The organism is Nocardia sp. CA-107356 (assembly GCF_050946365.1).
In the GTDB taxonomy this organism is placed as follows: domain Bacteria; phylum Actinomycetota; class Actinomycetes; order Mycobacteriales; family Mycobacteriaceae; genus Nocardia.
Window position 1 is genome coordinate 7,296,891 of record NZ_CP191992.1, and the last position, 20,524, is coordinate 7,317,414.

Consider the following 20,524-nt stretch of genomic DNA (forward strand, 5'->3'; position numbering starts at 1 on the left):
CTCAGGACAGCTGTGTTCAACCCGTGAACAGCGCACGGCTCGTGGCTGTCAACACCACTCAGCCGGCTGTTATTCCCCCATCTTGCCACCACCGGACTCGACGGTGGACACAACCTCCCACCGACCACATTTCCTGCTGGGTAACGCATCGAATAGCCTGGTCGCGTGAAATTGTTCCGTCGCGGCGAGTCCAGCACCACCGACGAGAGCGCCGACCAGACGGCGAGCTCGGACGGCGGCTCGACCGCAGTCTCGATCTCGAAAGCGGCCACCGCCACCGAAGGTAAGGGCCGCCCCACCCCGAAACGTCGTGACGCCCAAGGCAAGCGGCGTGGCCCGGTCGCCCCGGCCCCGCTCACCGCGAAGGAGGCGCGCGCCCGGCGCAAGGCCACCCGAGGCAACCGCGAGGAGCGCAAAGCGGCCTCGGCCGAGCGCCGTCTGGCCGCCCAGGATCGGCGCGCCAGGATGCTCGCCGGCGAGGACAAGTACCTGCTGCCCCGCGATCAGGGTCCGGTGCGGGGGTATGTGCGTGACATCGTCGACGCCCGGCGCAACCTGGTCGGACTTTTCATGCCGATGGCGCTGGTGTTGATCCTGTCGATGTTCGTTGCGCCCGCACTGCAGACCATTGTGACGCTGGCCATGCTGGTGATGATGGTCTTCATGATCGCCGAGGGGTTCCTGCTCGGCCGAATCGTCAACGGACGGGTGCGCGAGCGCTACCCGGACAGCACCGATACCGGCTACAAGCTGGGTTGGTATGCCTTCGTCCGCGCCTCGCAGATTCGCAAGATGCGAGCCCCGAAGCCGCGGGTCGGGCCCGGCGACGCGGTCTAGGTCTCTCTCGACCCGACAGCCGCACACCTTCTCGTCGAGGTGTGCGGCTGTCGGCGTTTCCGGGTCAGTGGTGGTGCGAGTGGGCGAGGATCGCGGACAGATCGGACTGCAGACGCTGGGCGTCGCGATCGATGACATTCGATGTTCCGGCGTGGGCGCCGCCTCGCGCGACGAGGACCGCGAAGCCCACCACGACCGCCATGCATACGAGAAAAGTAATCATGGCAGTAATTTTGCGCTCGATGATTTACCGCCGAAAGTGGCTGTACTGACATTGTTCGTAAAGATCCAGCCAGGTACTCTGTAGCCATGCTGTCCAAGGTCGCCGTTGTGCTGTCCGAGCGCCTGGCCATGTTCGAATTCGGTGTGGTCTGCGAGGTCTTCGGGCTCGATCGCACCGCGGACGGACTGCCCGGATTCGATTTCAAAGTGTGCGGAGCCGAGCCAGGTAAGCCGCTACCGTCCACCACGCCGGGTATCACTGTCACGCCGGAGTACGGGCTGGCGGAGTTGGCGAAGGCCGATCTCGTGGCGATTCCGGCCTTTCCCGCCTCCGCCTCGGAGAAGGGGTTCGACCCGCGAGTACTGGACGCGATCCGGGCGGCATCGGATGCCGGGGCGATCGTGCTCACCGTATGTTCCGGGGCGTTCCTGGCCGGGGCGGCCGGACTGCTCGACGGCCGCAAATGCACGACGCACTGGCGTTATGTGGACCAGTTGGCGGCACAGTTTCCGCAGGCGACCGTCGATCCCGACGTGCTCTTCGTCGACGAAGGCAATCTGATCACCTCCGCCGGCACGGCGGCGGGCATCGACGCCTGCCTGCATCTGGTGCGCCGAGAGATCGGCAGCTCGGTCGCGAACGCGATCGCCCGGCGCATGGTGGTGCCGCCGCAGCGCGACGGCGGACAGCGCCAGTTCATCGAGCGCCCGGTCCCCGAATGCACCTCCGACAGCCTCAGCGCCACGCTGCAGTGGATGAGCGAAAACCTCGACCTGCCGCACACCATCGACGATCTCGCCGCCCGGTCGATGATGTCCACCCGTACGTTCGCCCGCCGCTTCGCCGCCGAAACCGGAACCACCCCGGTGAAATGGCTGACCAACCAGCGCGTGCTCTACGCCAAACACCTGCTGGAGGACACCGACGAGGGCCTGGAACAGATTGCCGCACAAGCCGGTTTCGGTTCCGGCGCGCTGTTGCGGCACCACTTCCAGAAGGTTGTCGGCATTGCGCCGACCGAGTATCGCCGCCGCTTCGGTGCCGCCGAGGCGTTCGAGCAACGCGCCTGAGCGCACCCACCGCTCGTTGCGGAACTTCGGTGTGCTCGCGGCCGCGTCACCGCCGGATTGATACGGTGCTGCGATGTCGGACAGCTCACCTGCTATCAACCGCGCGCACCGCATTCTGGTGCTCGGTGGCGCGCGATCCGGCAAGTCCGCATTCGCCGAAGTGCTGGCGGCCGAGGACGGCCCGGTGCGTTATCTCGCTACCGCGATTCCCGATCCGGCCGATCTCGACTTCGCCGAACGCATTGCCCGCCATCGCAGCCGCAGACCCGCGGACTGGACGGTACTCGAAAGCGCCGATCCGGCAGCGGTTCTCACCGCCGCCGCCCCGACCGGAACCACACTGATCGACGATATCGGCACCTGGCTCACCGCCCGCATCGATGCCCGCGCCGCCTGGGACGCCCCGCGTGGCACCATCGCACCCGATGCCGACGCCCTGGTCACCGCGGTCGCCGGCTATCCGGGCCGTCTGGTGATCGTGACCCCCGAGGTCGGTATGGGCGTCATCCCGGCTACCCGGTCCGGCCGCCTGTTCCGCGACGAAATCGGCACCATCAACCAGCGCCTCGCGCAAACCTGCGACGAAGCCTTCCTCATCGTCGCGGGCCTGCCGCTGCGCCTGAAGTAACCGCGCGAGATAGCCACACCACACGGGGAGTGCGGATCCTGGCGCGGCCATTCGCCGGCGCGGGTGGCGGGGTTGGTTGAGCGAGTCGGCGGGGGTGGCGGCAAGATTGGGCCGGATAAGGACTGCGCGGTGTAGGAATGAACTGCCCCGACCCGGAAAGGCTCGATAGTGACAGACAGATTCGGACCGGTTGCGCCACCCGACGCGGCGATTCGGGCGGCAGCGGAGCAGCGGCAGGCGCAGCTGACCAAACCCGGTGGTGCGCTCGGGCGGCTCGAAGCGCTCGGGAATTGGGTGTCGGCGTGCCAAGGGGTATGTCCGCCGCAGCAGTTCGAGCGGGCGCGGGTGGTGGTGTTCGCGGGGGATCACGGCGTTGCGCGCCATGGTGTTTCGGCGTACCCGACTGAGGTGACCGCACAGATGGTCGCCAATTTCCTTGGCGGCGGGGCCGCGGTGAATACGCTGGCCGGGGTGGCGGGCGCGACCGTCCGCGTCGTCGATATCTCCGTCGACGCCGATACCGACGCGCAGGTCGCCGCGCACAAGGTGCGCCGGTCCAGCGGGGCGATCGACCGCGAGGACGCGCTCAGCGACGAGGAGATCCAGGCGGCACTCGCCGCGGGCACGGCGATCGCCGACGAGGAGATCGACGCGGGCGCCGACCTGCTGATCGCAGGCGATATGGGCATCGGCAACACCACCCCCGCGACCGTACTCATCGCGACCCTCACCGATACCGAACCGATCGCCGCAGTGGGCCGCGGCACCGGTGTCGACGATGCGGGCTGGGTCCGCAAGGTAGCCGCGATCCGCGACGCCATGCGCCGTGCCCGCCCGGTCGCCAAGGACCCGGTCGAGCTGCTGCGCGTGGCCGCTGGCGCCGACTTCGCCGCCATGGCGGGCTTCCTTGCCCAGGCCGCGACTCGTCGCACCCCCGTCATCCTCGACGGTGTGGTCGTCACCGCGGCTGCCCTCGTCGCCGAGGATCTGGCCGCGGGCGCCAGCGCCTGGTGGCTCGCGGGCCACCGCTCCACCGAACCCGCCCACACCCTCGCGCTACGCCACCTACGCCTCGACCCCCTCCTCGACCTGGACATGCGCCTCGGCGAAGGCTCCGGCGCCCTCACCGCCCTCCCCATCCTCCGCGCCGCCGTCGCCACCCTCGCCGAAATGGCGACCTTCGCGGAGGCCGGTGTGAGCACAGCCGACACGGACGCCGACGCCGACGCCGAAGCCGAAGCCGAAGCCGAAGCCGAAGCCGAAGCCGAAGCCGAAGCCGAAGCCGAAGCCGAAGCCGAAGCCGAAGCCGGGACCAGCATCGCCCCTGACACAACGGTGCAACCGGATCTGCGGAAATAGGCAGGTGGCCGCGCATGCCTTCTGCGGTCCGGACGACCGTCATCACCGGGCGATGACCCGAACCCGCGGCTCCATAATGGCGATCACCGAATCGGCCGAGCCCACTCGGGTCGGTCGGCGACCATGAATGGTTTGCGGCTTGCGGTGTCCTGGCTGACGGTACTGCCGATGCGGGGGCCGGACAGTGTCGATCGCGGAGTGGCGGGGCGGGCGATTGCGTTGGCGCCGTTGGTGGGGGCCGGGTTGGGGGCGGCAGCGGCCGGAGTGCTGTGGGTGCTGGTGTGTGCTGGGGCGAGTGCGCCGCTCGCAGGGCTGGTGGTGGTTGCCGGGTTGGCGCTGATCACTCGGGGAATGCATGTGGACGGGCTGGCCGACACGATGGACGGGTTGGGGTCCTATGGTTCGCCCGAGCGGGCCAGGCAGATCATGAAGAGCGGCGGCGCTGGTCCGTTCGGTGTGGCCGCGATCGTATTCGCCGTTGGGATCCAAGCGTTTTCGTTCGCCGGACTGGCGCAGGCCGACCGCTGGTCCGCGGTGGTGGTCGCGGTGGCCGTCGGCCGGGTAGCGGTGGTGCTCGTCTGTCGCCGCGGCATCGATGCCGCCCCCGACACCGGCTTCGGCGCACTGGTCGCCGGAACCCAGCGCCCGTTCACCATCGCGCTATGGGCGGCAATCGCCCTTGTCGCCAGTGCCTTCACCGTCCCGGAGCACCGCTGGCTCGGTCCGCTCGTTGTCCTTGTCGCCCTGGGCATTTCGGCCCAACTGGTCAGACACTCGACTCGCCGCTTCGGCGGCCTCTCCGGTGACGTCCTCGGCGCGACACTCGAGATATCCGTCGCCATCACCGCGGCCGGACTATCCCTGGGCACCTGACCAACCCACTCAGACCGACGCCGCCCCGCCACCCGTTACGTGCCGCCCTGAACATTTCGGCCCTGGTGATCCCACGCTTCGCGCTCGAGCGCGAAGCTGTGTATGCGGATCGGGCTGCGCGATGGCCCCCTCTGGACGGGCGGCGGTGATAATCACTCGCTTCGGTCCCGCGCTCGCAAAGACGACAGCTCCGGCCCAGCGGCTACGAACACAACGGCTTGGGTCCGACGGCCGCAGAAACGGCAGCTTCGTTCGTCCACTGATCGCGCATCCGAGCACGCTCAGCACCCGCGCGGCACTCCGAACAGGAAGATAGCTGACGTAGTGCGCGCATTGTCTGGGTCGGGCAATAAGGTGTGCGGTATGTCTTCCGAGCGCCTGTACTTCCGTCAGCTGTTATCCGGTCGGGACTTCGCCGTGGGCGATCCGATCGCGACACAGATGCGGAACTTCGCGTATCTGATCGGCGACCGCGACACCGGCGAGTGTGTGGTGGTGGATCCGGCGTATGCGGCGGGAGACCTGGTCGATATCGCCGAGGGCGACGGGCTGCGGCTGGTCGGTGTGCTCGCCACCCATCACCATCCGGATCACGTCGGCGGCACCATGCTCGGATTCACCTTGCGCGGAGTACGGGAACTGCTCGAGAAGACCAGCGTTCCGGTGCACGTCAATGCCCAGGAGCTGTCCTGGGTCGCCAATGTCACCGGTATCGCGCCGAGCGAACTCACCGGACACGAGCACGGCGACAAGGTCGGCGTCGGCGCATTCGATATCGAACTGCTGCACACCCCCGGCCACACGCCGGGCAGCCAGTGCTTCCTGTTCGACAATCGTCTGATCGCGGGCGACACACTCTTCGTCGACGGCTGCGGCCGCACCGACTTTCCCGGCGGCGACTCCGACGAAATGTTCCGCAGCCTGCGCTATCTCGCGAACCTATCCAGCGACCCGGTCGTCTACCCGGGCCACTGGTACTCCCAGGAACCCTCCGCGACCTTGTCCTCGGTCAAGGACAGCAACTACGTCATGCGGCCCCAAACCCTGGAGGAATGGCGCATGTTCATGCCCAGCTGAACGGCCGCGGCGACCTACATGCCGCGCATCCACCCGTGGATATCGGCGAAGGTGCCGCGCTGGATACCGGTCAACGTGTCGCGCAGCGCCATGGTGACCTCGCCGGGTTCACCACCGCCGACAGCGAATTCGCCGTCGGCGGAACGAACCCAGCCGACGGGAGTGATCACCGCGGCGGTCCCGCACGCGAAAACCTCGGTGATCTCACCGGATTCGGCACCCTTGCGCCACTCCTCGACCGAAACCTTGCGCTCCTCGACCACATACCCCGCATCCGCGGCGAGGGTGAGCAGCGAGTCGCGGGTGATGCCGGGCAGCAGCGAGCCGGACAGTTCAGGGGTGACCAGGCGCGCCTCGGAACCGGAACCGAAGACGAAGAACAGGTTGTTGGTGCCCATCTCCTCGACGTAGCGGCGCTCACAGGCATCGAGCCAGACAACCTGATCGCAGCCCTTCTCGGAGGCCTGCGCCTGGGCGAGCAACGAGGCCGCGTAGTTACCGGCGACCTTCGCCTCGCCGGTGCCGCCCGGTGCCGCACGCACGTATTCGGTGGACAGCCACACCCGCACCGGCTTCACACCGCGCGGGAAGTACGCGCCCGCAGGCGAACCCAGCAGCAGGTACTTGTAAGCCGAGGCGGGCTTCACGCCGAGTCCGGCCTCGGTGGCGAACATGAACGGCCGCAGGTACAGCGACTCCTCACCACCGGCGGCGGGCACCCAGCCGCTGTCGATCTCGAGCAACTGACGCACGGATTCGACGAATAGTTCCTCGGGCAGTTCCGCCATCGCCATCCGGCGCGCGGACTTGCGGAAGCGCGTTGCGTTCGCGTCGATGCGGAAACAGGAGACGCTGCCGTCGTTCTGACGGTAGGCCTTCAGACCCTCGAAGATGGCCTGGCCGTAGTGGAACACCATTGTCGCCGGATCCAGCGGCAACGGCCCGTACGGCTCGACACGGGCATTGCCCCACCCCGCACCCTCGGTGTAGTCGATGGAGACCATGTGGTCGGTGAAGAAGCGCCCGAAACCCGGCGCCGTCAGAATCTCCTGTACCCGCTGCGCCGGCGTGGGCGCGGGATGCGGAACATGGGTGAACTGTGCGGCAACCGTCATGCGCCTGATCCTATCCGGCGCCCATCCGCCGCGGTGCGCGTGTTCGACAAGCCCGGATCAGGAAGTGCGGACCTGGACGAACGGCGGGCGGATGACCTCGCAGCGCAGCCGGCGACCGCGGACGTCGACCTCGACCTCCGCACCCGGTTCGATGCCCGCCTCGGTATCGAGCAGGGCGAGGGCGATGCCGATCTGCAAGGTGGGCGAGAAGGTGCCAGAGGTCGTTTCGCCGACGGGTTCGCCCTCGCGCAATACGGACTGGCCCTGGCGCAGCACGCCCCGATCGAGTGCCTTCAGCCCCAACAGGATTCGACGCGGGCCCGCCGACCTCTCTTGTTCCAATGCGTCTTTGCCCCAGAACTCGGGCTTCTTCCAGCCGACCGCCCACCCGCACCGCGCCTGCACCGGCGAAATCTCCAGGGACAGTTCGTGCCCGTGCAGCGGGTAACCCATCTCGGTGCGCAGGGTATCGCGTGCACCGAGACCAGCTGGCTGGCCATCGTGCGCGCGGACCTGCTCGACGAGCGCGCGGAACAACGGCTCGGCATCGGCCCAACGCGGCAGCAGTTCATAGCCGTGTTCGCCGGTGTATCCGGTTCGGCAGACCCGGACCTGACGGCCGCCCCAATCGGCATCGGTGTTGGCCATGTACTCCATATCGGTCGGCAGCCCGAGTGCGGTGAGAACCTCCGTCGAACGCGGTCCCTGCACGGCGAACACCCCGTAATCGCGGTGCTCATCGGTCACCGTGATGCCCTCGGGTGCGACCTTCTGCAGCTCGGCGACGACCGCCGCGGTGTTGGCGGCATTGGGTACCAGGAAGATCTCGTCATCGCTGACGTAGTAGGCGATCAGATCGTCGATCACGCCGCCGTCGGGCGCGCAGCACAGCGTGTACTGGGCCTTGCCCGGCCGGATCCGGCCGAGATCATTGGTGAACGCCGAATTCACGAACTCGGCGGCACCCGGTCCACGCACGGTCGCCTTGCCGAGGTGACTCACATCGAACAACCCGACGGTCGTGCGAACCGCCTGATGCTCACCGACCGTCCCCGCATACGAAACCGGCATCTCCCAACCGCCGAACGGCGCGAACTTCGCCCCCAGCTCGACGTGGACGTCATGGATCGGGCCTTGCAGCAGATTCGTATCGGTCACCCGGCGAGCTTAACGCCGCGTCCCCGCCGCCCGAGCCGAGCCGTGAGTCAGCCCTCGAACCACATCGGCAGCAGTGTCGGACCGTCCTCGGGCAGGGTGTGGGCTGTGCTGTCGGATACGAAGCCCATGCGCGTGTACAGCCGCGCGGAGCGTGCGGTGCTCGCTTCCAGGAACGCCGGAACCCCCTCGTCCGAAGCGGCTTTCAAGCGATCGCCGATCAGCGCCGCACCAGCGCCCTTGCCACGATGCTCTGGCATGGTGACGATCACCTGGAGGTAGCGGTGCGGGAACTCCCGCGGATGCTCGCGGGCCAGCAGGGACATCGCCGCGGCCGCGCGACGCAGCGGACTCACCTCCGGCATGGCCGCCGCGCGTTCGGCCATCACCTCGGCCTCCGCTTCGAACCGCGCGGCCGAGGTGACGTGCTGCCACAGCGATACCGCCCAGATCTCGTCATCGGTGCCCGCGATCCACACCTCGTCATCGCTCAGCGCGCGGTCGATGATCGCGGGCGCGAACCCCTCGACGTACATGTCGGCGGGAAAACCCTCCAGAATCCACGCCGTCACGGCCTCGTCCACGCTGGCCGCGGCATATGCCGCCAGCACCCCATCGCGAAGGTCGTTATCGGCCCGCCGAACCGTGAGCGCTGTCTGCATCGGGTCAACCCTTCCGTTGGCGAAATGATCTACCGCTCGGCAATATTATGGGGGCTTCCGATACCGCCACAACCACAGATCCGGACCGCGACGCGACGATGTCGCAGTGCGCCGCCTACCTCCGACCTAATAGCCTGTGCTCATGACCGCTGTTACAGATCGCTCGCTCGGACCGGAACTGGACCTGGTCGACATTATCGGCCCCGATACCGACGTACTGGTGATCGGATTGGTGTCCGGCGACGACGGCCCGACGATCGCCACTCTGGAGGACGACTTCGTCGACACCATCCTCGGCGCAGAGGTCCGCGCCGCGCTTCAGGAACAGCTGCGCGCCGTCGGCGCGAAGGGCAAGGCCGAGGAACTGACGCGGATTCCGGCGCCCGCCGGTCTCGGCGCGAAGAGTGTGCTCGCCGTCGGACTCGGCGCCGCGGACAAGATCGATGCCGAGCAGATCCGCCGCTCGGCCGGTGTGGCCGCCCGCTCGCTGACCGGTGTCGGCGTGGCCGTGACGACACTGTCGGGTCTGGAGGGCGGTATCGGCCCGACCGCCGAAGGGTTCTTCCTCGGCGCCTACACGTTCAACGCGTTCAAATCCGACAGCGCCGAAGGCAAGCCGGATGAACAACCGGTGCGCAAGGTCGAACTCCTGGTCGGCGATCCCAGCGCGTCCTATCGCAAGGGTTTCGCGCACGACTGGGTGGTCGCCGAATCGATCGCCACCGCACGCGATTTCGTCAACACCCCGCCCAGCCACCTGTACCCGGCCGAATTCGCCACCCGCGCAAAGGCTCTCGGCGAAGCCGCCGGTCTGAAGGTGGAGGTGCTCGACGAACAGGCGCTCGCCGACGGCGGCTACGGCGGTGTGCTCGGGGTCGGCAAGGGCTCCTCACGTCAGCCCCGGCTGGTGCGCCTGACCTACCGCGGCGGGGATAAGAAGGTCGCGTTGATCGGCAAGGGCATCACCTTCGACACCGGCGGCATCTCCATCAAGCCCGCCGCGAATATGGAGAATATGACCTCGGATATGGCGGGCGCCGCCGCGGTCATCGCCGCGACCGTCGCCGCGGCCAAGCTGGAGCTGCCGGTCACGGTGATCGCGACCGTCCCGATGGCGGAGAATATGCCGTCGGCCACCGCGCAGCGCCCCGGCGATGTGCTCACCCAGTACGGCGGTAAAACCGTCGAGGTGTTGAACACCGATGCCGAGGGCCGCCTCATCCTGGCCGACGCCATCGTGCGCGCGAGCGAGGACGAGCCGGACTACCTCATCGACGTCGCCACCCTGACCGGCGCCCAGATGGTCGCGCTCGGTACCCGCACCCCCGGCGTCATGGGCACCGACGATTTCCGCGACCGCGTCGCCCGCCTGTCCCGACTCGCGGGCGAAAACGGTTGGGCCATGCCGCTTCCCACCGAACTGCGGGCCGATCTGAACTCCAAGGTCGCCGACCTCGCGAATGTCGCACCGCACCGTTGGGGCGGCATGCTCTCCGCGGCGATCTTCCTCGAGGAGTTCGTCCCGGAAGGCGTGCAGTGGGCGCATCTGGACGTCGCGGGCCCGGCCTACAACACCGGCGGCCCCTTCGGCTACATCGGCAAGGGCGGTACCGGAGTTCCGGTTCGCACGCTCGTCTCGGTGCTCGAGGACATCGCCGCCGACGACGCCCCCACCGCCGAGTAACCGGCCACCTGCACCGTGCACGGCGCCCGAAGCCCTTCGGGCGCCGTGCCATTCGCGGAGTTGTCGACGGTAGTCGAATGGTGGTTCGCGAGGGCGTTTCGAACCGCCTTTTCACTACCGTCGACGGCTACCGCGCCTCGGACCGGGGAAGTGCCGCGAACATATTGAACGAAACGAACAGTGCTATGGGTCGCCCAGATCGCGGTCGAGGGCTCGTTTGCGCTCGGCCCGCCTGCGGGCGTCGTAGTCGCGCATCCGTTGTGGATATCCGGTCTTGCGGACGTCGTAAACGGGGATCCGCAAATCACCGGCTAGTCGCTGCGCGCCGCGCTCGCCGACGATGCGACGTGTCCATTCGCCGTCGGCGGCGATCAGCACGACCGTGACATCGGTCACGGTCGTTTTCGGTTCTATATAGCCTTCGACCCCAATATGGGTGCGTACCCACTCGGCGAGATAGCGGGCATCCTCACCGCTGGCCATACCCCCACGCAAAGCGCTGCCACCCCGGGCCGCGCCGCTCCGGAAACGATCCAGCAAACCCAACGACGCCGACCTCCTTTCACATACCACCGGGTGCTCGGCACCCGTCAGTCCATCTTGCCAGCCCCGTGCAGTTCGCTGCCCTGTGCTACACGTCTCGCCGGCGGGTGCAAGGATGGATCGCGGTACAAGAACCACACAGATCTCCGGTGCCACGCACAATGATCGGTGGCTTTCGGGCTTTCGCCGCGACCCGCGGTGAGCGTCCGCAGTGAGATCAACTGTTGTAGAACCCGTCGAGCAGTCAGAGGAGTCAACGGACATGGCCTTCTCCGTCCAGATGCCGGCTCTTGGTGAGAGCGTCACCGAGGGAACGGTGACCAGGTGGCTGAAGCAGGAAGGAGACACGGTCGAGGTCGACGAGCCACTGCTCGAGGTCTCCACCGACAAGGTCGACACCGAGATCCCGTCGCCGGCGGCGGGTGTGTTGTCGAAGATCGTCGCCGCCGAGGATGACGTCGTCGAGGTCGGCGGTGAGCTCGGTGTGATCAGCGAAGCCGGTGAAGCCCCCGCGCCCGCCGCCGCACCCGCACCTGCAGCCGCGCCTGCCCCCGCCCCGGCCCCAGCGCCCGCTCCGGCCCCAGCGCCGGTCGCCGCCGCAGCCCCGGCCCCCGCACCCGCGGCTCCTGCCGCACCCGCCCCTGCCGCCGCATCGGGCACCCCGGTCAAGATGCCGGAACTCGGTGAGTCGGTCACCGAGGGCACCGTCACCCGCTGGCTCAAGCAGGTCGGTGACCAGGTCGCCGTCGACGAGCCGCTACTCGAGGTCTCCACCGACAAGGTCGACACCGAGATCCCGTCGCCCGTCGCGGGCACCTTGCTGGAGATCTCCGCGCAGGAAGACGATGTGATCGCCGTCGGCGGACAGCTCGGCGTGATCGGCAGCGGCGCCCCCGCGGCCGCCGCACCGGCGCCCGCCCCCGCGGCTCCGGCTCCGGCAGCACCGGCCCCGGCACCGGCTCCCGCGCCAGCTCCGGCCCCCGCCGCACCTGCCCCCGCAGCCGCGGCACCGGCTCCGGCGCCCGCCGCTCCGGCCCCGGCGCCCAAGCCCGCTCCGGCTCCGGTTGCGACTGCTCCGGCTCCGACTCCGGACACCTCCGGTAACGGCGCGACCCCGTACGTCACTCCGTTGGTCCGCAAGCTGGCCGAGGAGAACGGCGTCAACCTCGCCACCATCACCGGATCCGGTGTCGGTGGGCGCATCCGCAAGCAGGACGTACTCGCCGCCGTGGAGGCCAAGCAGGCCCCCGCCGCCGCACCGGCCCCTGCCGCGGCTGCCGCACCGGTCGCGAAGGCACCCGCGGCCGCGGTCCCCTCGCAGCTCGCGCATCTGCGCGGCACCGTGCAGAAGGCGAGCCGCATCCGTCAGATCACCGCGACCAAGACCAGGGAATCGCTGCAGACCACCGCGCAGCTCACCCAGGTGCACGAAGCGGATGTCACCAAGATCGCGGCGCTGCGCAGCCAGACCAAGGCCGCGTTCAAGGATCGCGAGGGCGTCAACCTGACGTTCCTGCCGTTCTTCGCCAAGGCGGTCGTCGAGGCGCTCGGCGTGCATCCGAATGTGAACGCCAGCTACGACGAGGCCACCAAGGAGATCACCTACCACGCCTCGGTGCACCTCGGCATCGCCGTCGACACCGAGCAGGGACTGCTCTCCCCGGTGATCCACAACGCCAGCGATCTGTCGCTGGCCGGACTGGCCCGCGCCATCGCCGATATCGCCAACCGCGCACGCAACGGCGGCCTCAAGCCGGACGAGTTGGCCGGTGGCACCTTCACCATCACCAATATCGGCAGCCAGGGTGCGCTGTTCGACACCCCGATCCTGGTTCCGCCGCAGGCGGGCATGCTCGGCACGGGTGCGATCGTCAAGCGTCCGGTGGTGGTCACCGACGAGACCGGCAACGAGTCCATCGGCGTGCGGTCGATGTGCTACCTGCCGCTCACCTACGATCACCGCCTCATCGATGGTGCGGACGCCGGTCGCTTCCTGACCACGATCCGGCACCGGCTCGAGGAAGCGGCGTTCGAGGCTGATCTCGGCCTGTAGTCGGAAGGTCAGCTGTCACGTATGAAGGTGGTGATCGCCGGTTCGTCCGGGCTGATCGGAACGGCACTCGTCGCGGCACTGCGCCGCGACGGGCACGACGTCGTCCGATTGGTACGCCGCTCCCCCAACGCGCCGGACGAATACCGTTGGGAGCCCGCTCGTGCCGATCTGGACGAGCGGGCCCTGCGGGGCGCCGATGCGGTAGTGAACCTCTGCGGCGCGAGCCTCGGGCGACGCCGCTGGAACGGCAGCTTCAAACAGGAGCTGCGCGACAGCCGACTCACCCCGACCGATGTGCTGTCCAATGCGGTCGCCGCCGCGGGCGTGCCGGTGCTGGTGAATGCCAGCGGCGTGCACTACTACGGCGGCGACACCGGCAACCGGGTGGTCGACGAAACCGCCCCGGCGGGAACGGGTTTCCTCGCCACCCTCTGCCGGGATTGGGAGGCCGCCACCAAACCTGCCGCCGACGCGGGCGTGCGCACGGTACTGCTGCGCAGTGCCGTGGTGCTATCCCACGGCGGGGGCCTGCTCGGCATGCTGCAGCCGCTGTATTCGCTCGGCCTCGGCGGCCGATTGGGCAACGGCCGGCAGTACACGCCGTGGATCTCGATGGCCGACGAGATCGGCGCGATCGTCTTCGCGCTCACCAACGACAGCATCACCGGGCCGATCAACGCGGTCGGCCCCGCACCGGTCACCAATGCCGAATTCAATCGCGCACTCGGCCGCATCCTGCACCGGCCGACCCCATTTGTCGTGCCCGCGTTCGCATTACGCGCACTGATCGGCGAATTCGCCGAGGAGGCGATCCTGCGCGGGCCGCGTGCGATCCCGACCGTGCTGGAGCAGACCGGGTACCCGTTCCAGCACCAGACGATCGGTGCCGCGCTGTCGGCCACGCTCAACCGCGAAGGTAGTTACCGATGACCGAGCTGGACGCCCGACCTGCCACCGTCATCCGTGACGCGCAGGAACGCGACCTGCCCGAAATCCTCGATATCCACAACGCGAATATCGCCACCTCCACGGCCATTTGGGACCACGAGCAGGTCGATCTCGACGATCGTCTGGCCTGGTTCCGCGATCGCACCGCCGCCCATCTGCCCGTCCTGGTCGCCGATATCGAGGGTGAGGTCGCCGGGTACGCCAGCTACGGCCCGTGGCGGACCCGATCGGGTTATCGCTTCACCGTGGAGAATTCGGTCTACGTCGCCGATCTTTTCCAGCGCCGCGGCGTCGCCTCCGCCCTGCTCACCGAGCTGATCGAGCGGGCACGCCGGGCGGGCACCGTACACGCTATGGTCGCCGCCATCGAATCCAGCAACACCGGTTCGATCGCGCTGCACAAGCGTTTCGACTTCCACACCGTCGGAGAACTGCCGGAGGTCGGCCGGAAGTTCGATCGCTGGATGGACCTGACCCTGATGCAGTTGACCCTGCCGATCGAGGCAGATCGAGCCGACCGACGGTAGCCGCACCTGGACCTGGTTACCCGCCCTGCCGAAAGTTTGCACGCGGTCTACGGGGCTGCGGCCTGCCACTGGAGCCGCAGCTCTATACATGGGCCGCACCTCGTGGACCAGCGCACACACTTGCATCCGATGCCAAACCGGGCAACCCTGTGGCATCGCCCACACCGGGTTGGTTTATCGAATAGACGCGCTCGGCGTACCGTCAACGATGTGAACGACACGCGCACCACCTGGTCCGCCAGATTCGACACGACACCGATCGTCGTCGAGGATCTCGGACTCATCGATTACCACAGCGCCTGGGACTTACAGCGGTCGATCGCCGCACAGCGGGCCCAGGGCGAAGGGGCCGACCATCTGCTCCTGCTCGAGCATCCGTCGGTCTACACCGCAGGCCGCCGCACCGAGACCGAGGATCTGCCGATCGATGGCAGCCCGGTGGTGCACGTCGACCGCGGCGGCAAGATCACCTGGCACGGGCCGGGCCAGCTCGTCGGCTATCCGATCGTGCGGCTGGCCGAGCCGGTGGATGTCGTCCAGTACGTGCGCAGGCTCGAAGAAGCTCTGATCACCGTGTGTACGGATCTCGGGCTGCACTGCGGCCGGGTCGAGGGTCGTTCCGGTGTCTGGCTGGCCGCCACCGAGCTCTACTCCGAACGCAAGGTCGCCCAAATCGGCGTACGGGTACAGCAGGGCGTCGCGCTGCACGGCATCTCGCTCAACTGCAACTCCGCCCTCGACGGCTTCCAGGCCATCGTCCCGTGCGGTATCCGCGACGCCGGTGTCACCACGCTGACCCGCGAGCTCGGCCGCGAGGTGACCGTCGCCGAGGTGAAGCCGCTCGTGGCCGATGCGATCGCCCGCGCGCTCAATGGCGAACTCCCGGTGACCGCGCACGACATCGTCCGTACCGCACCGGTCGTCGAGTCCGCCGCGGCCGAATAAGACGACTGCCGGCGCGTAGCCCACCCGGTGTAGGACAGTGACGGACTGCATCCGACGGCGGCGAACGGCAGGCGTAAGGTCGATCGAGTGACCTCAGCTTCAGCACCGGCAGGACGCAAACTGCTACGCATCGAGGCGCGCAACGCGGAGACCCCGATCGAGCGCAAGCCTCAATGGATTCGGACCCGAGCGAAGATGGGCCCCGAGTACACCGAACTCAAGGGCCTCGTGAAACGCGAAGGCCTGCACACGGTGTGCGAGGAGGCGGGCTGTCCCAACATCTTCGAATGCTGGGAGGACCGTGAGGCCACCTTCCTCATCGGCGGCGAGCAGTGCACCCGACGCTGCGACTTCTGCCAGATCGACACCGGCAAACCCGCCGCACTCGATCGCGACGAGCCGCGCCGCGTCGCCGAGAGCGTCCAGGCCATGGGCCTGCGCTACTCCACCATCACCGGCGTCGCCCGCGACGACCTCGAAGACGGCGGCGCCTGGCTCTACGCCGAAACCGTCCGCGCCATCAAGGCTTTGAATCCGAATACCGGCGTCGAACTGCTCATCCCCGACTTCAACGCAATCCCCGAGCAGCTGGCCGAGGTCTTCTCCACACGCCCCGAGGTGCTCGCGCACAACCTCGAGACCGTCCCCCGCATTTTCAAGCGCATCCGCCCGGCCTTCCGTTACGAGCGCTCCCTCGCCGTACTCACCGCAGCCCGCGAAGACGGCCTGGTCACCAAGTCCAACCTGATCCTCGGCATGGGCGAAACCCCCGAAGAGGTCACCCAGGCGATGCGCGACCTACACGAAGCGGGCTGCGACATCCTCACCATCACCCAGTACCTGCGCCCCTCCCCCCGCCACCACCCGGTCGACCGCTGGGTCAAGCCGGAGGAGTTCGTGGAGCACTCCAAGATGGCCGAAGAGATCGGCTTCGCTGGCGTCATGGCCGGACCGCTGGTCCGCTCGTCCTACCGCGCCGGCCGCCTCTACGCCCAGGCGATGGCCCACCACGGCCGCGAAATCTCCCCCGCCATGGCGCATCTCGCACAGGAGGGCACCGCGTCCCAGGAAGCCAGCTCCGTATTGGCCCGCTTCGGCAGCTAGTCGAGAAGTTACGCATCACCTCGGTCCTCGTATGCCCTGACCACCGGGCGTACGAGGACCGTGCCGTTTCAGGGCGCCCGATGCCGGGCACCTCTGGTTGGGACTGCCCGATGAATATCGACGCGCCGATCAACACACCGGCTGGAACGGAAAGCACTGTCGGTCAGCGGGCTGAGCCGGAGCCGGTGATTCCGGTGGTGCGACCGTCTCGGTGCTCGACACGGGGCGAGGCTGGACGGCGCTAGGGTACGGGTCCCTGCTCGAGGAAACCAGGATCCAGATCGTGCCGATGACGACCGCGACGATCAATATTGTCGGGAGGTGTTTCGGGAGGTGGAGGATAAGACCCGGGCCTTTCGCCCGCGCGGTCGAAAGTCCTTTTGCCTGCACGGTCGAAATACGTGTGCGTGCTGCGGATACCCGTTGGGAAAACGAAACCTGGTTCGGCCGCGCGGCGGCGGCGGGCGGGGTTGCCGGCCACAACAGCGGCAGAGGTTCCGGCTCAGCCTGCGGTGGAGTCGGTGTCAGGTGCTGGCGGAATGACCTGTCGTCGTCCGACGGTCCGTCGGAGTCAACCCACGACGACTGCGGGGGGTCGGTGAAAGACGACGGCAATGGCGGTGCCGACCGATCCGCCTGCGCCTGCTCGGCATCAACTTGTCCGGTGTCGACCTGATCGGTGCCGACCTGATCGGTGCCGACCTGATCGGTGCCGACCTGATCGGTGCCGACCTGATCGGTGCCGACCTGATCGGTGCCGACCTGATCGGTGCCGACCTGATCGGTGCCGACCTGATCGGTGCCGACCTGATCGGTGCCGACCTGATCGGTGCCGACCTGATCGGTGCCGACCTGATCGGTGCCGACTTGTTCGGTGTCGACTTGTTCGGTGTCGACTTGTTCGGTGTCGGCCGCAGCCCTCGGTTGCGGATCTGCCTGCACCGTTGATATGTGCGAATGCGGTAGCGCCTGCGCGGCGGCCGCGCGCCGCGAGCGTTGCGCACCCCTCGCCTGCGCCCTGGCGATATCGGCCATGAGCCATGGCGGGTACGGAGCCGTGGGAGGTTCCGACAACGGCTGCGACCGCGGTCCGCTTGGCACGATCCCCTGGTCTGCTATCGCGGACGAAACAGACTGCGGCCCATCGTGCTTCGATATTGATATCGCTCCGACGAGCGCCCGCGAGTTGCCCGCCGTCGATGTCATGTGATCGTCGACGGGAAGCTCGCTGACATCGGAAGGCCGCGGCGGGACCGGCTCCGCGAGCCGTTGTTCCGAGAGCCCATCCGAATCCGGCTGTTCGGCAGCCACATTCGAATTGCCGACCGGCGGTGTATCGGAGATAGCACCGAGCGGAGACAACGCATGGGCAGCGCCGACCAGCGCCCTCGGTCCCGTACGCCTACGTCGTCCCGAATGTGACGGAAATCCCTCGGCCTCGAGATCTTCGACGGTGACCACATGTGACAGGCGAAGCTCACCGAGTAGCACATGCGCCTGCTCCGCGGTCCAGATCAGCTTCCGATTCGCCGTCCGATGGAACCAAGCCCGCAGCCCGGCCGACGACCCGAGGACCACCGAGTTAGCGTGCTCGGGCGCTTCGATATCCAGCGCGATGGTCGCGTCCCGGGGTGGCACCACCACGACCAATCCGTCGACGGCGGCGTCCGGGTGCAGCTTGCGCACCAACTCCGCCAGATCGAGCACATGGCTCGTCACCCGGTCGAGCGAACTGCTGTCGCCGTCGCGGACATGAACAGGACCGCCCTCGAACCCGAGCAGCCGCGAGCGCCCGTCGGCCTGCACCGAAAGCACCCCGGTAGCCACCTCGGGTGCGGTCCCCTCGGCTTCGATCACGACCACCGCGCGTGGTGTGATCACCACCAGACCCGCCTCGCGCGCCTGCTCCCCGGGGTTACGGTCGGGCAGCTGACATCCCGAAATAGCAAGCCCCACAATGACATATTGACCGGTCCACGTTCGCATCCAGTCGAGCACACACCGCTCGGATCGCGTAGCCGCCGCCCGTTCGTTGACAATCAGCATCGAGATCACCCTTCATCTCGTCCGCACAGTCGACCCACCAACGGTATTCAGCGCGGACGCCTCGCGAGAATTCGAAAGGCACCGCAAATGCAGGGTTTTGGCGACAAAAGGGTGTCACAAAGCCAGCGGGGCTGCGACGGAGGGGCCCTCCACTCGGCATCGTCGCACTTCCCTCCAGCGTCAAAGGCAAACTCCGCGAGTACATCTCGCTCCGACCAGAAAGAGGGAGCCGTGACTCCCTCTTTGGCAGCGGCCCGCAGGATGACGAGCCGCGGTTCTAACCGTGGCAGGGCCCGGGGCGTCAGTTCATGTCGGCAGTGGGGTCGATCTCGGCGGTGACGAGGTCCACGAGTTTCCCGGCCTCGCGGCTGTCGGGGTCGGTGGGCAGCTGCACGGACTGTCCGTTGATCGGGGCGGTTAGCGGCCGACGATTCGCCGGTGCCTTTCCAGTACCGTCGCCGAGCGGTACACCGGCCAAGGCCGCGATGCGACTTATCCCGGTGTCGCCGACGTCCGCCGGGATGGCTACCGGCCAGGTCACGCCTGGGATGTCGAAGAACTGTCTGTAGCCGCCTATGTGCTGGTATCCGACCTGTTTCAGGTAGTCCGTCACCTTGGGGTTGAACGTGCCTTGGAATACGCCGTTGGTGGAGTCGAGGTGTGCATACTGGCCCGAGCTGGACGCCTGCTTGATCTGGTCGAACAGTCCGGGCCAAGGAGCGGGCAGGTTGTTGTCGGAGTAGAAGGTCTTGGCGCGATCGATGTCGTCCGGGTTCCAGACGTTCGGGATGAGGTCGAGGCTGTTGGCGTAGCGCCGCACCCGCTGTAGGCGTTGGGTGGTGTAGGCGACGAACTCGGGATTGCCGAAACTCGGTCCGGCGGTGGACAGCACGCTGACGCTGGCTTTCTCGGATGGGTCCCACAGCTGCTGGGTGTCGCGCAGCAATAGGGCCAGTGTGGGTGACAGGGCACCAGCGAGGCTGTGGCCGGTGACGGTCAGGTCGATATCGGTGTGATCGAGCGCGCCCAGAAACGCGTGCAGGGTGCGACCGGCACCGGGGCGGTCGCCGGAGGGGGTGATCTTCGTGAGGATGTTCACCCCGATGGCCGCGCCCGTCGTGTAACGGGCGGCGGGATGCGCGAGCCACGGGATCTGGCCGATCAGGAAGTTCTCGACGAGCCAGTCGAATGGTCCGTCTGTGCTGCCGGCCACGGCGATCACGTACCGGGAGGGGTCGTCGGTGCTTCGCACCATGTACAGGACGTTGAGCGCGTACAGGTCGGTGGGGAACACCTCGATCCCCGGACCCCAGACAATCTCCCACCCGCCGATGACCCCCCGGTTGATGTCGAGATTGTCCTGGATCCGCTGCTGGAGCAGGCTCTCCAGGTTGCCGTCGTTTTCCTCGCCGTTGATCAAGTTCGCGTACAGCGACAGCTGGAATGTGACCTTGTCTTGCAGGGTCGCCTCGCTGCTCGTCGTGGATCGTGCAGTCATGTGCCGCTCCTTGTCGAATAGAAGTTTCATCCGAACAGAGACAGGGGTGAAGCGGTGACGCGGATTCACGGGCCGCGTCCGCAGCGGAGACAGATCATCCCGGACCGGTAGCCGCGCAGGCGAGTCCAGACCTCGGTCCACCAGACATGCGGGCTCAGCCGTTCAGCTTCGCCGAAT

18 protein-coding genes and 1 pseudogene are annotated in these 20,524 nt (G+C 67.5%); 13 read left to right on the top strand and 6 right to left on the bottom strand.

What is annotated here, in order from left to right; genetic code table 11:
- Positions 1-165 precede the first annotated feature (165 nt).
- From ACQP1G_RS32795 to ACQP1G_RS32825, 7 genes and pseudogenes are all read left to right on the top strand, one after another.
- Entirely contained in the window at positions 166-837 is a 672-nt protein-coding gene (locus ACQP1G_RS32795; RefSeq protein WP_433193524.1) for a DUF3043 domain-containing protein, read from the top strand.
- Positions 838-916: 79 nt separating this feature from the next.
- Complete coding sequence (locus ACQP1G_RS32800) at positions 917-1,144, top strand: hypothetical protein (protein ID WP_433193526.1); 228 nt, start codon at positions 917-919, stop codon at positions 1,142-1,144.
- Positions 1,145-1,146: 2 nt separating this feature from the next.
- The gene (locus tag ACQP1G_RS32805) at positions 1,147-2,130 is read left to right on the top strand and encodes a helix-turn-helix domain-containing protein (RefSeq protein ID WP_433193527.1); all 984 of its coding nucleotides are present in this window, start codon (positions 1,147-1,149) and stop codon (positions 2,128-2,130) included.
- A 73-nt stretch (positions 2,131-2,203) separates the two neighbouring features.
- Positions 2,204-2,758 (top strand): bifunctional adenosylcobinamide kinase/adenosylcobinamide-phosphate guanylyltransferase, encoded by a 555-nt coding sequence (cobU, locus tag ACQP1G_RS32810; RefSeq protein ID WP_433193528.1) that lies wholly within the window; start codon positions 2,204-2,206, stop codon positions 2,756-2,758.
- Positions 2,759-2,926: 168 nt separating this feature from the next.
- Positions 2,927-4,003 (top strand): annotated as a pseudogene (gene cobT, locus ACQP1G_RS32815) (nicotinate-nucleotide--dimethylbenzimidazole phosphoribosyltransferase); the annotation flags it as partial.
- A 237-nt stretch (positions 4,004-4,240) separates the two neighbouring features.
- Positions 4,241-4,990: an adenosylcobinamide-GDP ribazoletransferase gene (locus ACQP1G_RS32820; RefSeq protein WP_433193530.1), complete on the top strand. Its 750-nt coding sequence runs from the start codon at positions 4,241-4,243 to the stop codon at positions 4,988-4,990.
- Between the two features lie 363 nt (positions 4,991-5,353).
- Positions 5,354-6,067, top strand: coding sequence for an MBL fold metallo-hydrolase (locus ACQP1G_RS32825; protein ID WP_433193532.1), 714 nt, complete (start codon positions 5,354-5,356; stop codon positions 6,065-6,067).
- A gap of 14 nt (positions 6,068-6,081) precedes the next feature.
- Here ACQP1G_RS32825 and ACQP1G_RS32830 read toward each other — a convergent pair whose 3' ends face one another.
- The 3 genes from ACQP1G_RS32830 to ACQP1G_RS32840 are packed head-to-tail and all read right to left on the bottom strand — an operon-like array spanning position 6,082 to position 8,999.
- A complete protein-coding gene (locus tag ACQP1G_RS32830) occupies positions 6,082-7,182 on the bottom strand; it encodes a branched-chain amino acid aminotransferase (protein ID WP_433193533.1) in 1,101 nt (366 codons plus the stop codon).
- Positions 7,183-7,239: 57 nt separating this feature from the next.
- Complete coding sequence (gene gcvT / locus ACQP1G_RS32835; RefSeq protein ID WP_433193535.1) at positions 7,240-8,340, bottom strand: glycine cleavage system aminomethyltransferase GcvT; 1,101 nt, start codon at positions 8,338-8,340, stop codon at positions 7,240-7,242.
- A 47-nt stretch (positions 8,341-8,387) separates the two neighbouring features.
- Complete coding sequence (locus ACQP1G_RS32840; RefSeq protein ID WP_433193536.1) at positions 8,388-8,999, bottom strand: GNAT family N-acetyltransferase; 612 nt, start codon at positions 8,997-8,999, stop codon at positions 8,388-8,390.
- A 142-nt stretch (positions 9,000-9,141) separates the two neighbouring features.
- On the opposite strand from ACQP1G_RS32840, the gene ACQP1G_RS32845 reads away from it, so the two are divergent.
- Positions 9,142-10,683, top strand: a complete 1,542-nt coding sequence (locus ACQP1G_RS32845) for a leucyl aminopeptidase (protein ID WP_433193537.1) — start codon at positions 9,142-9,144, stop codon at positions 10,681-10,683.
- Positions 10,684-10,866: 183 nt separating this feature from the next.
- Here ACQP1G_RS32845 and ACQP1G_RS32850 read toward each other — a convergent pair whose 3' ends face one another.
- Complete coding sequence (locus tag ACQP1G_RS32850) at positions 10,867-11,229, bottom strand: oxidoreductase (RefSeq protein WP_433193538.1); 363 nt, start codon at positions 11,227-11,229, stop codon at positions 10,867-10,869.
- 259 nt (positions 11,230-11,488) lie between these two features.
- Here ACQP1G_RS32850 and sucB point away from each other — a divergent pair, with 259 nt between their 5' ends.
- The 5 genes from sucB to lipA all read left to right on the top strand — a co-directional run bounded on the left by sucB (position 11,489) and on the right by lipA (position 16,803).
- The gene (gene sucB / locus ACQP1G_RS32855) at positions 11,489-13,279 is read left to right on the top strand and encodes a 2-oxoglutarate dehydrogenase, E2 component, dihydrolipoamide succinyltransferase (protein ID WP_433193540.1); all 1,791 of its coding nucleotides are present in this window, start codon (positions 11,489-11,491) and stop codon (positions 13,277-13,279) included.
- 21 nt (positions 13,280-13,300) lie between these two features.
- A complete protein-coding gene (locus ACQP1G_RS32860; protein WP_433193541.1) occupies positions 13,301-14,209 on the top strand; it encodes a TIGR01777 family oxidoreductase in 909 nt (302 codons plus the stop codon).
- Entirely contained in the window at positions 14,206-14,754 is a 549-nt protein-coding gene (locus tag ACQP1G_RS32865; RefSeq protein ID WP_433193543.1) for an N-acetyltransferase family protein, read from the top strand. The genes ACQP1G_RS32860 and ACQP1G_RS32865 overlap by 4 nt, the downstream gene beginning before the upstream one ends.
- A gap of 210 nt (positions 14,755-14,964) precedes the next feature.
- A complete protein-coding gene (gene lipB, locus ACQP1G_RS32870; protein WP_433193544.1) occupies positions 14,965-15,699 on the top strand; it encodes a lipoyl(octanoyl) transferase LipB in 735 nt (244 codons plus the stop codon).
- 87 nt (positions 15,700-15,786) lie between these two features.
- Positions 15,787-16,803 (top strand): lipoyl synthase, encoded by a 1,017-nt coding sequence (gene lipA / locus ACQP1G_RS32875; protein WP_433193545.1) that lies wholly within the window; start codon positions 15,787-15,789, stop codon positions 16,801-16,803.
- 129 nt (positions 16,804-16,932) lie between these two features.
- Here lipA and ACQP1G_RS32880 read toward each other — a convergent pair whose 3' ends face one another.
- Together ACQP1G_RS32880 and ACQP1G_RS32885 are read right to left on the bottom strand one after the other, a co-directional pair.
- Positions 16,933-18,849, bottom strand: coding sequence for a hypothetical protein (locus ACQP1G_RS32880; RefSeq protein ID WP_433193546.1), 1,917 nt, complete (start codon positions 18,847-18,849; stop codon positions 16,933-16,935).
- Positions 18,850-19,150: 301 nt separating this feature from the next.
- Complete coding sequence (locus tag ACQP1G_RS32885) at positions 19,151-20,347, bottom strand: lipase family protein (RefSeq protein ID WP_433193547.1); 1,197 nt, start codon at positions 20,345-20,347, stop codon at positions 19,151-19,153.
- Positions 20,348-20,524 lie beyond the last annotated feature (177 nt).

Bases quoted from the DNA above. Each gene is read 5' to 3' on its own strand.
- ACQP1G_RS32805 (WP_433193527.1), top strand. From the start codon at position 1,147: ATGCTGTCCAAGGTCGCCGTTGTGCTGTCCGAGCGCCTGGCCATGTTC.
- cobU (WP_433193528.1), top strand. From the start codon at position 2,204: ATGTCGGACAGCTCACCTGCTATCAACCGCGCGCACCGCATTCTGGTG.
- ACQP1G_RS32820 (WP_433193530.1), top strand. From the start codon at position 4,241: ATGAATGGTTTGCGGCTTGCGGTGTCCTGGCTGACGGTACTGCCGATG.
- ACQP1G_RS32825 (WP_433193532.1), top strand. From the start codon at position 5,354: ATGTCTTCCGAGCGCCTGTACTTCCGTCAGCTGTTATCCGGTCGGGAC.
- ACQP1G_RS32830 (WP_433193533.1), bottom strand. From the start codon at position 7,182: ATGACGGTTGCCGCACAGTTCACCCATGTTCCGCATCCCGCGCCCACG.
- ACQP1G_RS32840 (WP_433193536.1), bottom strand. From the start codon at position 8,999: ATGCAGACAGCGCTCACGGTTCGGCGGGCCGATAACGACCTTCGCGAT.
- ACQP1G_RS32845 (WP_433193537.1), top strand. From the start codon at position 9,142: ATGACCGCTGTTACAGATCGCTCGCTCGGACCGGAACTGGACCTGGTC.
- sucB (WP_433193540.1), top strand. From the start codon at position 11,489: ATGGCCTTCTCCGTCCAGATGCCGGCTCTTGGTGAGAGCGTCACCGAG.
- ACQP1G_RS32860 (WP_433193541.1), top strand. From the start codon at position 13,301: ATGAAGGTGGTGATCGCCGGTTCGTCCGGGCTGATCGGAACGGCACTC.
- ACQP1G_RS32865 (WP_433193543.1), top strand. From the start codon at position 14,206: ATGACCGAGCTGGACGCCCGACCTGCCACCGTCATCCGTGACGCGCAG.
- ACQP1G_RS32880 (WP_433193546.1), bottom strand. From the start codon at position 18,849: ATGCTGATTGTCAACGAACGGGCGGCGGCTACGCGATCCGAGCGGTGT.
- ACQP1G_RS32885 (WP_433193547.1), bottom strand. From the start codon at position 20,347: ATGACTGCACGATCCACGACGAGCAGCGAGGCGACCCTGCAAGACAAG.